Consider the following 15031-nt stretch of genomic DNA (forward strand, 5'->3'; position numbering starts at 1 on the left):
GCAAAGAATGGTTGTTTTATGAATTGATGCGCAATTGTGAAAAATGTCCCTTTGCGTGCTGTGTTACAGGTTATCAGATCTAGCACAGATAAGGTGGGTTCGAAGTGAGATAAGTCACTTCGGTGAGAAGGGGAAGCGGAGATGTACTGGTATCAGTGGCGAGTTATAAGTCGCAGGCAGTGAGTAGCCTGAATTCTCCAGCTTGTAGGTCGTTCAGTTGGTGGTGACCTACTGATTCGCGGTGAAGAGAGGTGACTTTATTCCCCACGGCGAAGAACATTCTTTTGATCTGATGGTATCTACCTTCGCGTAAATAGATACGTACAAGAGTGGGTTCGATGATGTCAAAATGGGTCGGTAGAGTCGTTTTATCCTCGTATGCAAAGTATATACCGTTGCGAAATGTCTCTTGTGTGCTGGGGCTAACAGGGTTCCTTAATCTGACCAGATAGGTCTTGGTTATCTTGCTCGATGGCATGGTGATAGCTCGTGACCAAGTACCGTCATTGGTAAGTAGCAGAAGTCCTGTAGAGGCTCTGTCGAGGCGACCGGCCACGTGGAGTCCCTCGTGTAGTTCCTCAGGAATGAGCTCCATGACGGTGGGGTGCTTGTCATCCTTTGTGGCACTGAGATAGCCGGCGGGCTTATTCAGCATGATATAGACAGGCTTTTTGTCCTGAAGGCACTCTCCGTTCACCACTACCTTAGTGAACTGCTTTACTTCGTGACGGGTATTCATTTGAACCTCGTCATCAACGAGCACGGATCCTGCCGCCAGAAGTCTCTGGACCTCTTTGCGGCTCAATCTAGTACGTGCTGTCAGGAAGCGATCTAGTCTCATTAACGGAGAGCATAGTTTTTTGGGAACGATGCACAAGTGTCTTGCAAATGTTTGGTGACTGTTTATGCATCAGCCCCGTTGCGTAATTTAATTACAGACCCAGCCTGGACCTATGAGGATCTAGGCGCACCCCTTCCAGATGACCGTCATGCCGTATCTGTCTGCCTGCCAACGTGGGATTCAGTGGTAGACTATGAGGAAGGGCGTGACAAAGTAGTGAAGCGTCTCCGTTGCGGATATCCTCGATTTTTCAGGCATCCCGCTGTGGGGAGGCTCTTTGCGGCTGCCTCTGAGCAGCTTGCTGTGGACTCCGAACGTGTGGTTCTGTTCCCGCACCGTGCGGCAGCTCAACGAGCCCTTCGTTTTGTTGAAAAACGAACTGGGGCGGCGGCTAGAGTGGTGTCCTACGATGGCTTGCAGGCCTTGATTGTTCCTGAAGCTGTGTATGCCGTTGCGATGGAATACTGGCGCTATACTGGTGAAGTGGTCTCCAGTAGGCAAGCGTTGGATGTTCTAGAGGGGGGCGGGCTCTGGAAGTATGATTCCAGTGAGCTGAGGCAAAGAGTCGCTGGGTTTGGTGATTATGATGCAGAGGATGTCTTTCTCTATGAAAGTGGCATGTCTGGTGTGTTTTCGGTATTCCGTGCGGTAACTAGTCTTCTGCCTGGCCGTAAAACGCTTCAACTGGATTTTCCCTATGTGGATGTGCTCAAGATTCAGAACCATTTTGGTACTGGGGCAGTGTTCTTGAATGACGCCACAGGTGAGTCGTTCGATGAAGCTCTAAAGCGTATTCGTGATGGTGAGTTTGCGGTCGTCTTCTGTGAGGTGCCCAGCAATCCATTGCTGAGAACAGTTGATCTGGCCAGAGTAAGCGCGGCCTGTAAGGAGGGGGGCGTGCCCTTGGCTGTGGATGATACCATCTGCAGCGTGCTCAATGTGGATGTAGCTCAATATGCCGACATTGTGACGACCAGCCTGACGAAATGGATCTCCGGTAAAGGCGATGTCATGGCAGGCGGTGTCCAGCTGGTGAAAACTAGCCGGTTTTATGGGGATCTGCGGGCGTTTTTTGATGACGATTGCCCGGAAGGGTGTCGACTCTATGCTGCTGATGCAGCAGTGCTTGATGAGAACTCGAAAGGTTTCAGGGAGCGCATGCAGCCAGTGAACGAGGCTGGAGAGGCGATTGCTGATTTTCTAGTCAGTCATCCAGCTGTCGATCAGGTCTGGTACCCCAAGCTCTCGACCACGGAGAATTACGAAGTCTTGCGCCGCGAGAATGGTGGCTTCGGGGGGCTGATATCCTTTACGATCAAAAATTCTAAGCGCTCAGCCAAGGTGTTTGATAGCTTGCAGTTGTCGAAGGGGCCGAGTCTGGGGACAGAATTCAGCCTGGCCTGTCCTTATACGCTTTTGGCTCACTATGATGAGCTGGACTGGGCGGGTGGATGTGGGGTTCCTAGTCACTTGATTCGCCTCTCAGTGGGTACTGAGGGTAGTGAGATTTTGATTTCGAAGCTCGAGGAAGCTCTCTCTGAGGCTTAATCGGCTGTTTTTGTTGATATTCACTTGATTTCGGGCGCTTCTGGCGCCAGCAATACAGCGTAACAAATTTGATTTATGGGACGCGCATTTGAATACAGAAGAGCCTCAAAGGAGAAACGTTGGGATAAAATGTCCAAGTTGTTCCCTAAGTTGGCTCGAGCCATTACCATGGCAGCTAAAGAGGGGGGGGATGATCCGGATACGAACGCTAAGCTTCGTGCAGCCATTGCTACAGCCAAGGCTGAGAATATGCCCAAAGATAACATCGATAAGGCGATTACCCGGGCAGCAGGTAAGGATGCGGATACATTTACCGAAGTGAACTACGAAGGTAAAGGGCCGCACGGTGTTCTTCTTTATGTCGAATGCGCCACTGATAACAATACGCGAACCTTTTCTAACATTCGTACGATCTTCAATAAATCTGGTGGCCAGCTGATGAATAGTGGTGGGCTGGATTTCCTCTTTTCCAGAAAGGCTGTGATTGAGTTCAAGAAGCCTGAAGGTATGGAGCTAGACGAGGTGGAGCTGGAGCTCATCGATCATGGTCTCGAAGAATTGGATGCAGAGGGAAATGAATGCACAGTCTATGGTGATTTCACTGACTTTGGCAGACTTTCCAAGGCGTGCGAGGATCTCGGACTTGAGGTGACCAAGGCTAACCTCCAGAGGATACCTAACAATCCTACTGAATTTTCCGAAGAGCAAATCGCTGAAATTGAAGAAGTCATTGATAAGCTGGAAGATGACGACGACGTGCAAAGCGTCTACACTAATATTGCCTAACACGACCAGGCTATTGCAGGGGCTGGGTAGAGAATCTGCCCAGCAATCACGATGTTGCATTGTGATTTCCTGATCTATCGCTTAGAGTGCAGAAATAGCTGGTTCAGGAAAAACTCAATCAGCGGTAGTTGGATCTCAATGAAGAAGGTACAAAGTCCAAAAGCAGCGGAAGCATCCAAAATTTTGTTGGTGCTTGCTAGTGCTGTTCTAGTGGTGGCTGGAATGAAGGCTGCGGCAGACTTCATTGTGCCTGTGTTGTTGGCATTTTTCATTGCCACGGTCAGTTTTCCTATCACCAATTGGCTGCGAGAGCATGGTTTCCCTCGATTTCTAGCAGTCGTGGTCACTGTGCTGGTGGACTTTGCCTTTCTGGCTGGGGTTGTGGTCGTTGGGATTATTTTGGTTAGTGAGCTGCAGACCAAGTGGAGTAATAAGTATCAGTTCATTACCCGCGACCGTATTACGGTGATGGCTGAATCCACTAGCAGTTTGATGGATAGGTGGGGGATCAAGGAGGCTGAGGGGGCGAGCAGCCCAGCAGAGGCTAGCGGTGCTGATGAAGCCCTGGATGACAGTCTACCCAGTGGGGGGGCTCCTATTCCTGTACCTGCAGACGCCGACAATAGTCCAGTGAGCGGGGATGTTGTGGCAGGAGATCTGCATTCACCGATTGGTCCCCAGACTGATGGAGTGGATATGCTTTTTAATCAGCTGCTCAAGAGTCTCAGTGTGGGCACTGTCTGGGCCTTGGGGACTGACTTCTTGTGGAAGATGATCAGTTTTCTAGGGACCTCCTTTGTGGTGCTTCTCCTGACTGTTTTTATGCTGAGCGAGGCGAGGATGTTTGGCCGGCGATTTAATGCGATTTGTGAGGCGCAGGGGCCCAATCTGCAAAGAATGCTCAGCGCCACCAAAGACATCCAGCGTTATCTGGGTATCAAGACCATGATTAGTCTAATGACTGGTTTCCTGGCGGGAATGCTCTGCTGGGGGATGGGTTTGGATTTGCCGTTACTGTGGGGGATTTTAGCCTTCGCTCTGAATTTTATACCTGCTGTGGGTTCTGTGATCGCTGGTATTCCTCCTGTGCTGTTGTCCTTGTTGCTGACGGGAGATTGGAAGCAGGCCACGATGGTGGGACTAGGCTATCTTCTTATCAATGGATTCCTTGGAAACTTTCTTGAGCCCATGCTTCTTGGGAGGAGATTTGGTATTTCTACCCTAGTTGTCGTTATCTCTGTAATTTTCTGGGGCTGGATATGGGGACCCGTGGGTATGCTCCTTGCGGTCCCATTGACCATGCTACTCAAGGTGGCTATGGACAATAGCTCCGATTTTCGTTGGATCGCAGTGGCGATTAGCAAGGAGAATAAGGGCTTCGGTGTTCACGATGAGAAGCTCATCAAGGAAGCTGTTCAGACGGCTGCGGAGTCCAAGCGTAAAAAACTGGCGCAGCAAGACGGGCATTTGGAGGCCTAGGTTTGCTTGTGTACTGCCAGAGGCATTATGGCGCCTCAATGCTGGTTACTGATTTACCGGTTCAGTGTGATCCAGAGTCTGTCAAACTCAACCTGAAATCGCTCTAGTATGGAGGGGTGGTTGGTGACTGTGATGTTTTCGTTATTCTCGGTGCTGGCGGCACGTGTCCAGTTGTAGCTCCCGTTTAGTAGCTTGATCCCGTCTGAAATGGCGAATTTATGGTGCATGTGGGCTGACGTACGGTCATAGACGCACTCAATGCCATACTTGGAGAGGTGTTCGAGGTCTGAGCCTAGGTCTTCAGATTTATCGTCATCTGAAATAACGCGGATTTTTACTCCACGTTGGTGGGCTTGCTCGAGGCGCTCTACAATACGGTTGTCCGTAATGGTGAAGACGCAGATGTCTAGTGTGCGTTGGCTTTCAGCAATGAATCGGCGGATCCTGTGAAGGCAATCTTCTCCGGGGCTAAAGTAGGCGTCGGATTTGATTTCATTCTCCGAAGCGTAGAGAAGTTTGATGACACCCTCCAGCCATTCCATGGAGGCAGGTTCACCGATTTCACCAATGACTTTGGTGGCTAGCCGGTAGGCAAGTTTGCGAACAATGGCCTGTTCAGCCGTATTCCCTTGGATGGCTTGGAGCAGAGCCTTGAGCTCCTTGCGCTCACTGCGTGAAATAGCAAAATCTTCCAGTGAGGCTTCGAGAGCTCTTTGAATCTCCTCCATGGGATAAGGTGAAGAAGGTAAAGATTAGTCGTTCTTGAGAACGCGGATGAAGGCATCCTGTGGGATGTTGACCTTGCCGATTGCTTTCATCTTTGCCTTACCTTTCTTCTGCTTCTCCAGAAGCTTGCGCTTACGGGAAATGTCACCACCGTAACACTTAGCGGTTACGTTCTTACGCATGGCTGAGATGGATTCACGGGCGATGATCTTTCCTCCGATGGCGGCCTGAATGGCAACCACGAAAAGCTGTTGTGGAATGACCTCCTTAAGGCGTGTTGCCAGTTTGCGGCCGTAGGATTCTGCCTTGTCACGGTGAACAATGGTGGCAAAGGCGTCTACTGGTTCGCCGGCAATGAGCATGTCCATTTTGACCATCTTGGCTGCGCGATATCCGTTGTGCTCATAGTCCATGGAGCCATAACCGCGGGTCATGGATTTGAGGCGGTCATTGAAATCAACGAGGATCTCGGAAAGAGGAAGGTTGCAGGTGAGCATCACTCGTAGATCATCGATGGTCTCGGTGTTCTCCATTTCACCACGTTTGTCCATGACGAGTTTCATGAGGTCACCGATGTAGTCGCCTGGAGTCATGATGTAGACGCGCACCATCGGTTCGCGGATTTCTTGGATGGCTTGTGAGTCAGGGAGCATGCATGGGTTGTCCACGATGATTTCTTCTCCGTTGGTGAGGCTTACCTCATAGATAACGGATGGATAGGTGGAGATGATGTCCATGTTGAACTCACGGCGAAGGCGCTCCTGGATAATCTCCATGTGGAGCAAGCCAAGGAATCCGCAGCGGAAACCAAAGCCGAGTGCGGCAGAGGATTCGGCCATGAAGGAGAAGGCTGCGTCGTTAATTTGTAGTTTGGCTACCGCGGCCTTGAGGGCTTCGAAGTCTGAGGTGTCCACCGGGTAGATGCCTGCGAATACCATAGGCTGGATCTCTTTGAATCCCGGCAAAGGATCTGAACAAGGATTAGAAGACTCGGTCATGGTGTCACCAATCTTGACGTCACTGGCTGACTTCATGTTGGCAATGACATAGCCAACATCGCCCGCGACGAGTTCGTCACGTTTGGTCATAGCCGGGGTGAAAACACCGACTTCCTTGATCTCGTAGTTGTTCGGGGTGTGGAAGAACTTGATCTTGGTGCCGCGGCGCATGCTGCCGGAGATAACTCGTACGTAGGATACGACACCTCGGAAGTTGTCGTACACGGAGTCGAAAACGGATGCGCGGAGCTTGTTGTCTTCGGGTTGCACGGGTGCGGGAATGCGCTCTACGATGGCTTCAAGAATATCCTCGATACCGATGCCATTTTTCGCGGATGCGGGAATGGCTTCTTCGGCGGGAATGCAGACGATGTCTTCAAGCTGCTTGTGAACCTTTGGGAGATCGGCGGAGGGGAGGTCGATCTTATTGATGACCGGGATGATCGTTAGCTCTTGTTCGTTTGCGAGGTGCAGGTTGGCCAGTGTCTGGGCTTCTACACCTTGGGCGGCATCTACAATGAGTAGGGCGCCTTCGCAGGCTGCAAGTGAGCGAGATACTTCGTAGGAGAAGTCAACGTGACCGGGAGTGTCCAGCAGGTTGAGCTGATATGTTTTCCCGTCTTTCGCCGGATAGTACATGGAAACCGGGTGAGACTTAATGGTGATGCCACGCTCACGCTCAAGATCCATGGCATCAAGAAGTTGGTCCTGCTTCTCGCGCTCTGAAATCGTCTGGGTGAATTCCAGTAGACGGTCAGACAGGGTAGTCTTGCCGTGGTCGATGTGTGCGATGATGGAAAAGTTTCTGGTGAGCTCTAGTGACATAGATCAGTCTTCTGTAATCGGTGCGGGAACAAACCCCAAAGTAATAGGAATTTACAGTAAAAAATGACTTCGGGATAAGGAAATACCTCGAAAAATACGGGTAGTCACCTTCAACTACCCGTTCGAAGACAATCACTTACTTGCGGATTTCCCAGATCTCACAGATTTGGTTCTCGCCTGCAGTAGCAGAAAATCTACCAGTTTGACCTAAATACACCGCGTGAACATTGCCTTTTTGCTCCAAGAGGTGGTGAACCACGGAGGCTGTTGTAGCTGATCGGCGAGCGGAGAGTTCACGGTTCTGGTCTTCATCGCCAGTTTTAGAGGCGTAGCCAACAATGAGAATGTCAGCGTCTGGGTTGATATCCGCCAGTCTGTCTCTGATGTCGGCTTGGTCTGCAAAGCCCACGGTAGATTTCCCGGTTTCAAATTGAACGCTCTTTACGACGCGGGCCTTGAGCTGCTCCCCGATACGAGTGTAGGCAGACTTGAGCTGATCTTCATTCAGGTCATCCAGCTTTTCCAGCTCACGATAGAGTTTGGCTGCTGCTGGAAGTAGCTTATCAGCTGACTGCACGTAGAGTCGCTCTCTGTCAATTTCGGCCCGTAGCTGTTGTAAGGTCAACTTGAGAGTCTCGTTCTCCGGCTTGAGTTTAGCGAGCTGGTCCTTAAGGGACTGGACTTCACTCGGGCTGATCATGGTGTTCTTCAGGGCTGTCAGCTCGGCGACTTTGGTCTCCAAGTCTTTATTGCGGAGTAGGGCGTTATTGAGTTCTTTGCTAATCTCCGTGAATTGGGAATCTTCGGGTCTGGAGCCGAGTTCGGCGATTTGTTGGTCTTTATGTGCAAGCTGGGCGCTAAGATCGCTGATTTGCTGTTTGAGGAAAGTCACCTGGCCCTGCTGAGATTGTACCTGAGAGAGTTGGTTGCGTAGTTTGGTGGACTCTGCACCGTGCCTCTCGTTGATCGTGATGCTGGCTTCAAGCTCTGCTCTTAGCTGGCGTAACTCACGGTCCTTATCGCTCAATGATTTTTGTAAGTTGTAGGCGGATTCCTTGAGGGTGAGAGCGTCTTTACTGATCTTGTCAGCCAGTTCGTCGAGGGATTCGTGGTTCTCGGGGATATTGTAGCCCTGTTCTCTCATTTCACGTTCCTGTTCTTCCACTCTTTGCTTGAGTGCGCTCAATTTATCGTCTGCGCTTCCTGGTTGGGATTGGTCGTTGATATTGAGAATAACGAGAATTCCAACAAGAATCAGGAGCGCGAGTAGCACGATGACAATCGTGTTTTGCCCGCCAGATGTTGTCTGGGTGGGTGTATTGGGTTTGGTATCAGCCATAATGGATCTAAGTAGGTGTGCTGCTACTTAAAGTTTTCTGCTGCATCAGGCAAGAAGAGAGAGTGCAAGATCACAGAAGACTGTTCCGATAATCGTGGATTGCCGTGATTAGTTCGGCTGGGTCATCAATGAGGTAGTCCGGGGCTGAACTGGCTAGAACTTGTTTAGCATTAAATCCCCATGATACAGAGATGATGGGGACTCCTGCACGCTTGCAGGCTTTGATGTCGCGGACTTCATCGCCTACGTAAAGAAGGTGCTCAGGCTGGCAAGAAAAAGTCCGGCAAATGGAGCGTAAGTGTTTTGCTTTGCCTGTTAACTTGGATGTGGAGCTCACAAAGCTGAAGTGTTCTTCGAGTCCATGTGATTTGAGGAAGAGATTGACGTTTTCCTCACTATTTGAAGTGAGGATCCCGCAGTGGATCTCTTGCTCCCGCAGGAGGGGGAGGATATCTCCAATGCCTTCAATTAAGGGAAGAGACGCTATACGCTCTTTCAGGAGTCGAGTGCCTTTGGAGATGAGAATAGGGACAAGCAGCTTGCTGATACCCAAATGCTTGAGCAGCTCATTGAGCTGCATTTCTCGAAGCGATGGAATGTGTTCCTTCTCTACCTCCTTGAATCCATATTCCGATGACAGATGGTTGAGGATGTTGCGGCCCTCTTCCATGGTATCTGCAATGGTGCCGTCAAAATCAAAAACAATGGTGCGAAGGGGCATGTGTCTATTTTCTGAGAACTAAAGTATTTAGGCGCATGTTGGGATCCACGTCGCAAGAAAATGGGGAGTGTTCGCCGTTGAGGTGTTTGTGGAGCGCCACATAAGCAATCATTGCAGCGTTATCTGTGGTGAAGGCTGGCGAGCACACTTTTAATTTAATGCCATTTTTGACACATGCTTCCTCGAAGGCGTTTTTTAGTGCCCCATTGCAGGATACCCCTCCAGAGAGTGTAATGAACTTCGAGTTCTGTTGCTTGGCTGCTTTGATAGTCTTCTTGACCAAAACCTCGATGACAGCGGCTTGAAAAGAGGCGCAGATGTCAGGGATGGCTTCTTCTGGAGGTCTGCCATCCACGGGGTTCAGCTCAGAAAGGGTATACAGTACAGCAGTCTTAAGCCCCGAAAAGGAGAAGTCCAGATGAGGTTTCTTGAGCATAGAGCGCGGAAAGTCATATGCGTCAGGGCTGCCGGATTGAGCCTGTTTCTCGATATGTGGGCCTCCTGGGTAGGGGAGTCCGATCATTTTTGCTACTTTGTCGAAGGCTTCCCCAGCGGCATCGTCTAAAGTTTTGCCCAAAAGGGCGTAGTTGCCGTAGCCATGAGTTTGAATGATCATGGTGTGGCCGCCCGAAACCACCAGAGAGGTGTTTTCCTGAATGCCTTGCTTGCTGTCGATGAAGGGAGACAAGAGGTGTCCCTCCATGTGATTGATCGAGAGGAATGGCTTCTTGCTGGCGACTGCCATGGCTTTGGCTGCTGTGTGCCCGATGAGGAGTGAAGAGGCTAAGCCTGGGCCAGCGGTTGCAGCAAAGGCGTCAATCGACTCAAGTCCAATGCCAGCTTGAGCGAGGGCTTTGTCGACGAGAGGGCGTAGTGCCAGAGAGTGGTTACGAGACGCGAGCTCAGGGACGACGCCACCGTATTCCTGGTGAATATCAATTTGAGAGCTGATCTCTGAACTGAGAATTTCAGCTTCTAGGCGGTTTCCTCTCAGGATGGCGACTGCGGTCTCATCGCAGCTGGATTCGATGGCTAATATGGTGGCGTGACTCATTCTCTGGAGAAGCCAAGGTAGTATAGTTCACCACCAGAAAGCAACTGCTCATAGGTAAATGCTGGAACTAATGAGGAACAAGGCATCCTTGTCTTTACAATTAGGGCAGGGTCTGGCATTTGCAGCCCGTCATGTCAGAGCTTCCAAAAGCATACGAACCGCAAGAGGTTGAGATTAATTGGTATCAAAAATGGTTGGAGAACAAATGTTTCTCCGCAGACGTGAATTCCTCAAAGGAAGCGTACTCCATCGTGATTCCGCCACCAAACGTCACTGGTATTCTCCATCTTGGCCACGTCTTGAATAACTCTATTCAGGATATTTTGGCGCGTCGTGCTCGTCAGCAGGGCAAAGAAGTTCTCTGGCTCCCGGGTACAGACCACGCAGGTATTGCTACCCAGACCAAGGTTGAAAAGAAAGTGCGTGAAGAGGAGAATACGACTCGCCGTGAACTTGGTCGCGAGGAATTTCTCAAGCGTGTCTGGGATTGGAAAGACAAGCATGGTGGCATCATTATCAAGCAGCTCAAGCGTCTCGGCTGTAGTTGTGATTGGGATCGTGAGCGTTTCACCATGGATGAAGATTACTCCGAGTGGGTATCCAAAGTATTTGTAGATCTATTCAATGAAGGTCTTATTTATCGTGGTAAGCGCATGGTGAACTGGTGCCCAGTATCATTGACCGCGCTTTCTGATGAAGAGGTCATCCCTAAGCCGCAGCGCTCCAAACTCTACTTCATGAAGTATGAGTTGGTGGACAGCCCGGGTGAATTTCTCGAGATTTCAACCACCCGTCCTGAGACCCTCATGGGGGACATCGCAGTGGCGGTGAATCCTAAGGATGAACGCTTTGCCAAGTATGTCGGGAAGAATGTACGCCGTCCATTCCCGGAAGCAGAAATCCCCGTGATTGCAGACGACCACGTAGACATCGAATTTGGTACTGGTGCGCTCAAGATTACTCCTGCGCACGACAAGGCTGACTTTGAGATCGGTGAACGACACAACCTCGAAATCATCGACATCCTTCATCCGGATGGCCGCATCAATTGCCCTGAGGTTCCTGAGCTAGATGGCCTCGACCGTTTCGTGGCTCGTAAGAAAGCCGCAGCTAAGCTGGAGGAAATGGGGCTGCTCATCAAGGTGGAGGAACACGAAAATAACGTGGGCTACTCCGAGCGCGCTGATGTGCCGATCGAGCCACGTATTTCCATGCAGTGGTTCCTTAAGTATCCTGCGGTGCAAGAGGCTACCGACGCTGTTGCCAATGGTGACATCACTTTCCGTCCTGAGCGCTGGAATAAGATCTACGCTCACTGGATGAACAATCTCCAGGACTGGTGTATCAGCCGCCAGCTTTGGTGGGGTCATCAGATTCCGGTATGGTACCGCAAGGACAAAGCTTTTGATCTCAAGGAGGCTGAATCTCTCGACGTCAAGGACACTGAATCCGGTGATATCTATGTAGGCACCGAGCCGCCGGCTGATGGCGATAACTGGGTACGCGATGAAGATGTGATGGACACTTGGTTTAGCTCCTGGCTCTGGCCTTTCGCCACCATGGACGAGCAGACTCGCGCCAAGTTCTACCCGACCACTGACCTCGTTACTGGTCCGGACATTATTTTCTTCTGGGTAGCTCGCATGATCATGGCTGGCTATCGTTTCGAAGGAGAGCTTCCGTTCAAGAATGTGTTCTTCACTTCTATTATCCGAGATATCCAGGGGCGCAAGATGTCCAAGTCTCTGGGTAATTCCCCAGATCCGATTGATCTGATGGAGAAGTACGGTGCAGACGGCCTTCGTTTCGGTCTAATGCGCATCGCTCCGATTGGCTCTGATGTGAAGTTCGATGAGACGATGATTGAAGAAGGGCGTAATTTCGCCAACAAGCTCTACAACGCCTGTCGCTTCCGTCAAATGCAGGGCGGGGAAGCCGCTGATCTCGTTATCGACGAAAGTCTGCCAGTTTATCACCTCGATATTCTTGCCAAGCTCGATGAGCTCGATGAGAAACTTGAGAAGGCCTATGCGAGCTATCGCTTCAATGATGTGACTCAGCATCTCTATGAGTTCTTCTGGACCGAGTACTGCGACAAGTTCCTTGAGTCTGCTAAGTTTGATTTCCGTTCCGGTGATGACGCCGCGAAGCAAAAGACTCTGGGTGTCATTGATCTCGTGCTTTCCAAGTATCTTGCTCATCTGCATCCGTTCATGCCTCATATTACGGAAGAGCTTTCGGCCAAGATGGGCTACGTGGCTGAAGGGGAGTTCCTGATGACTAAGGCTTTGGATCACAGTAATGTTCTTGATGGAGTCTCCGCCGAGGCGATCACACGCGCCAAGGAAATTACTGCTGCAGTTCATGAAACAGCTGGCCGCCTCCGTAATCTCAAGGCCGAGTATCAGCTCGCGGCGAGCAAGGACGTAGTATTTGTCATTAAGCCTGTGGCAGACTGGGTGGCCGCTGAGTGCGATACGCTCGCTTTACTTGTAGGTGCCAAGGAAATGCAACTTCAGGCTGATTTCGATGCGCCAAAGGGTACACCTGCATCAGTAACACCAATCGGTGAGGTGTATATGCCTCTCGAAGGTTTGATCGATATGGACGCTGAGAAGGCTCGCCTTGACAAGGAAATCGATAAGATTGCCAAAGAGGTTGAGAAGTCATCCAAAAAGCTTTCTAACGAAAACTTTGTAGCCCGTGCCAAGCCTGAGGTGGTTGCTGTCGAAAGAGAGCGACTTCAGGAGTGGGAGGCTAAGTTGGCTCAGCTCAAGGAGATGCGTTTAGCCCTTGCTTAAGTGGTTTGATCTCCATGCTTTTCATGCTTGCGGTGCTGATTCGAGGACTTTAATGATGTTTAAATTTTAGTTTTCTCAGCACCGGTACATGAAAAAATTCAGTGATATCCAAGACATTACTCCCGAAGAACTCGAGCTTCTGGAGGCTGCTGGTTATACTGAATTAAATGCCCTGCAGGGAATATCCATTGGCGATTTCGAGAAGGAGATCACGCGAGCAAATGATATGCTCAATATTGCCAGCGAGACGCCGACTAGAGAGAAGCTTGCTGCTTGGTATGCTATCGCTGAGGTTGAGTTGCCAGAAGCTCCACAAAAGCCGGCCTATGGTTCTCCCCCTGAACCTCAGGCCAAAGTGCCGGAGTTCGGAGAGGCGGTTGAGACCCCTGTGGCGGTATCTATTTCACAGGAGTTTATTGAAGCAAAGCAGATTGATTTGTCTGGTTTGCCTACGGTTGGCGATTCATTGGGGATGTCCAGTGGTTTGAATCCAGTCAAGGAGAGGGGGGTTCAGAAGCAAGAGGCAGATGCGCCAATTGCCCAGTATCGGGTACAGGCTACTAGTGAAAGCAAGACTGATCACGAAAAAGTGATTAAGCAGCTTGAGAAAGACAAGGTGCTCTCGATGGATGAGTTTCGTGTCAAAGGGGGCAAGGTTGCTCCGTTGGAGCGAGCTTCTGGCACGGATATTACAAAGACGACCCTTGAAGAGACCAACCGCGGCATTGACCCCAAGTCCAGAAGGTATATCCGAGGGGTGCTACACCGTGAACCCGCCAAGGTTACCTTGGCTTCTATCGCGCTACTTTTTTCTCAACTACTGGTGATTCTGAGTGTCTTGCCCTTGCCGCTGATCTTTATCGATAGGGACAAATATATCTGGGCTGCGTTCTGTCCATTGCTAGCTATCGTGGCACTCTTTGTTTGGTTTTTTGTGGCACGAAAAGCCCAGTGTCCTGTCTGCCGGCAACATCAATATGTACCTAAGGCGTGCCTCAAGCACAACAAAGCGCATAGACTGCCACTGATTGGGCATATGGCCTCTACGGCCATTCACGTTTTGATGTTCAAGTGGTTCCGTTGCATTTTCTGCGGTACATCCATTCGTCTTAAAGAGTAAATGAACCAGATTCTCCACCTAGCTTGCAATGTGGAAAGACTCTGATATAGCTATCAATCATGTCTAAGAGCAAATTCAGCTTTTTTCGTTTTCTAGTCGCCTTGTTAGTAATCGCAGCAAACGTGGCGATGGGGGCATTTGTCTATTTTGCGTGGCAGCCCAGAGATTTGAGTGATGTCGATGGTCGAGATTCGAAGGTAAAAACTGCTGAAGTGGTCGATATTCTCGAAAAAATCCAGGCGGCTAAGAATGGTCTCTATGAAGTGACTATCACCGAAGAAGACTTGAACCTTTATCTGGCTTCTAAGCTTAAGCTCGCACAGAGTGGCGTTATTGATGAGTATGTTGATGTGAAAGGTGTCTACGTGGACCTCAAGCCAGATACGATGGAGATCATCATTGAGCGTGAGATTAATTATGTGGATCCATCCGCAGAAAAAGGGGATGACAAAGAGGCTGCCTCAACAATCCCGTTTCTTCCCATGGATAATACCGTATCCATGAAGCTAAAGATCTTCACAACTGTGAATGAAAAAGGGGAGACGGTGCGTGTTGTTGAATTTCCCGGAGGCTCCTTTGGCAAGGCTCCTGCACCAGGCCAGTTCGTTTTGGCTGTGAAGGATAGCTTTGACCAAATCGCTAAGCATTTTTCCAAGGAGGTCGATCTCGCTTATAACCAAATGGTACGTCTGGAGATTGGAGATGGCTTCATCACCTTGGACCCAAGGCGTGAGGTTAAAGAGGCTGCAGCTCCAGCACAATAATGCTCACTCACTGCTCTGTTGCGATGAGT

General features: G+C 50.2%; 12 protein-coding genes. 6 read left to right on the plus strand and 6 right to left on the minus strand.

What is annotated here, in order from left to right:
- Nucleotides 1-163 precede the first annotated feature (163 nt).
- Nucleotides 164-841, minus strand: a complete 678-nt coding sequence (locus BUB27_RS07965; RefSeq protein ID WP_143183284.1) for a pseudouridine synthase — start codon at nt 839-841, stop codon at nt 164-166.
- Nucleotides 842-919: 78 nt separating this feature from the next.
- Here BUB27_RS07965 and BUB27_RS07970 point away from each other — a divergent pair, with 78 nt between their 5' ends.
- The 3 genes from BUB27_RS07970 to BUB27_RS07980 all read left to right on the plus strand — a co-directional run bounded on the left by BUB27_RS07970 (nt 920) and on the right by BUB27_RS07980 (nt 4654).
- Nucleotides 920-2389 (plus strand): PLP-dependent transferase, encoded by a 1470-nt coding sequence (locus BUB27_RS07970; protein WP_143183285.1) that lies wholly within the window; start codon nt 920-922, stop codon nt 2387-2389.
- 75 nt (nt 2390-2464) lie between these two features.
- A complete protein-coding gene (locus BUB27_RS07975; RefSeq protein ID WP_143183286.1) occupies nt 2465-3175 on the plus strand; it encodes a YebC/PmpR family DNA-binding transcriptional regulator in 711 nt (236 codons plus the stop codon).
- A 138-nt stretch (nt 3176-3313) separates the two neighbouring features.
- On the plus strand, nt 3314-4654 hold the full coding sequence (locus BUB27_RS07980; protein ID WP_143183287.1) for an AI-2E family transporter: 1341 nt from the start codon (nt 3314-3316) through the stop codon (nt 4652-4654).
- A 53-nt stretch (nt 4655-4707) separates the two neighbouring features.
- On the opposite strand, the gene BUB27_RS07985 is transcribed toward BUB27_RS07980, so the two are convergent.
- The 5 genes from BUB27_RS07985 to tsaD all read right to left on the minus strand — a co-directional run bounded on the left by BUB27_RS07985 (nt 4708) and on the right by tsaD (nt 10317).
- Nucleotides 4708-5382 (minus strand): phospholipase D-like domain-containing protein, encoded by a 675-nt coding sequence (locus BUB27_RS07985; protein WP_143183288.1) that lies wholly within the window; start codon nt 5380-5382, stop codon nt 4708-4710.
- A gap of 24 nt (nt 5383-5406) precedes the next feature.
- On the minus strand, nt 5407-7203 hold the full coding sequence (gene lepA, locus BUB27_RS07990; protein ID WP_143183289.1) for a translation elongation factor 4: 1797 nt from the start codon (nt 7201-7203) through the stop codon (nt 5407-5409).
- A 136-nt stretch (nt 7204-7339) separates the two neighbouring features.
- The gene (locus BUB27_RS07995) at nt 7340-8542 is read right to left on the minus strand and encodes an OmpA family protein (RefSeq protein WP_143183290.1); all 1203 of its coding nucleotides are present in this window, start codon (nt 8540-8542) and stop codon (nt 7340-7342) included.
- Between the two features lie 70 nt (nt 8543-8612).
- On the minus strand, nt 8613-9263 hold the full coding sequence (locus BUB27_RS08000; RefSeq protein WP_143183291.1) for an HAD-IA family hydrolase: 651 nt from the start codon (nt 9261-9263) through the stop codon (nt 8613-8615).
- Nucleotides 9264-9267: 4 nt separating this feature from the next.
- Nucleotides 9268-10317: a tRNA (adenosine(37)-N6)-threonylcarbamoyltransferase complex transferase subunit TsaD gene (tsaD, locus tag BUB27_RS08005; protein ID WP_143183292.1), complete on the minus strand. Its 1050-nt coding sequence runs from the start codon at nt 10315-10317 to the stop codon at nt 9268-9270.
- 131 nt (nt 10318-10448) lie between these two features.
- On the opposite strand from tsaD, the gene BUB27_RS08010 reads away from it, so the two are divergent.
- The 3 genes from BUB27_RS08010 (at nt 10449) to BUB27_RS08020 (ending at nt 15002) form a co-directional block, all read left to right on the plus strand.
- Nucleotides 10449-13118 carry a valine--tRNA ligase gene (locus BUB27_RS08010; protein WP_143183293.1) on the plus strand — a complete coding sequence of 890 codons (2670 nt, stop codon included), beginning with the start codon at nt 10449-10451 and terminating at the stop codon, nt 13116-13118.
- A gap of 88 nt (nt 13119-13206) precedes the next feature.
- Nucleotides 13207-14238 carry a hypothetical protein gene (locus tag BUB27_RS08015; RefSeq protein WP_143183294.1) on the plus strand — a complete coding sequence of 344 codons (1032 nt, stop codon included), beginning with the start codon at nt 13207-13209 and terminating at the stop codon, nt 14236-14238.
- A gap of 59 nt (nt 14239-14297) precedes the next feature.
- Nucleotides 14298-15002: a hypothetical protein gene (locus BUB27_RS08020; protein WP_143183295.1), complete on the plus strand. Its 705-nt coding sequence runs from the start codon at nt 14298-14300 to the stop codon at nt 15000-15002.
- The last annotated feature ends 29 nt before the right edge of the window (nt 15003-15031 follow it).

The organism is Rubritalea squalenifaciens DSM 18772 (assembly GCF_900141815.1).
Classification (GTDB): domain Bacteria; phylum Verrucomicrobiota; class Verrucomicrobiia; order Verrucomicrobiales; family Akkermansiaceae; genus Rubritalea; species Rubritalea squalenifaciens.

Excerpts from the sequence above, each read along its gene's own strand:
- BUB27_RS07995 (WP_143183290.1), bottom strand. The coding sequence starts at position 8,542 with ATGGCTGATACCAAACCCAATACACCCACCCAGACAACATCTGGCGGG.
- tsaD (WP_143183292.1), bottom strand. The coding sequence starts at position 10,317 with ATGAGTCACGCCACCATATTAGCCATCGAATCCAGCTGCGATGAGACC.
- BUB27_RS08000 (WP_143183291.1), bottom strand. The coding sequence starts at position 9,263 with ATGCCCCTTCGCACCATTGTTTTTGATTTTGACGGCACCATTGCAGAT.
- BUB27_RS07975 (WP_143183286.1), top strand. The coding sequence starts at position 2,465 with ATGGGACGCGCATTTGAATACAGAAGAGCCTCAAAGGAGAAACGTTGG.
- BUB27_RS08010 (WP_143183293.1), top strand. The coding sequence starts at position 10,449 with ATGTCAGAGCTTCCAAAAGCATACGAACCGCAAGAGGTTGAGATTAAT.
- BUB27_RS07985 (WP_143183288.1), bottom strand. The coding sequence starts at position 5,382 with ATGGAGGAGATTCAAAGAGCTCTCGAAGCCTCACTGGAAGATTTTGCT.
- BUB27_RS07980 (WP_143183287.1), top strand. The coding sequence starts at position 3,314 with ATGAAGAAGGTACAAAGTCCAAAAGCAGCGGAAGCATCCAAAATTTTG.
- lepA (WP_143183289.1), bottom strand. The coding sequence starts at position 7,203 with ATGTCACTAGAGCTCACCAGAAACTTTTCCATCATCGCACACATCGAC.
- BUB27_RS08015 (WP_143183294.1), top strand. The coding sequence starts at position 13,207 with ATGAAAAAATTCAGTGATATCCAAGACATTACTCCCGAAGAACTCGAG.
- BUB27_RS07965 (WP_143183284.1), bottom strand. The coding sequence starts at position 841 with ATGAGACTAGATCGCTTCCTGACAGCACGTACTAGATTGAGCCGCAAA.
- BUB27_RS08020 (WP_143183295.1), top strand. The coding sequence starts at position 14,298 with ATGTCTAAGAGCAAATTCAGCTTTTTTCGTTTTCTAGTCGCCTTGTTA.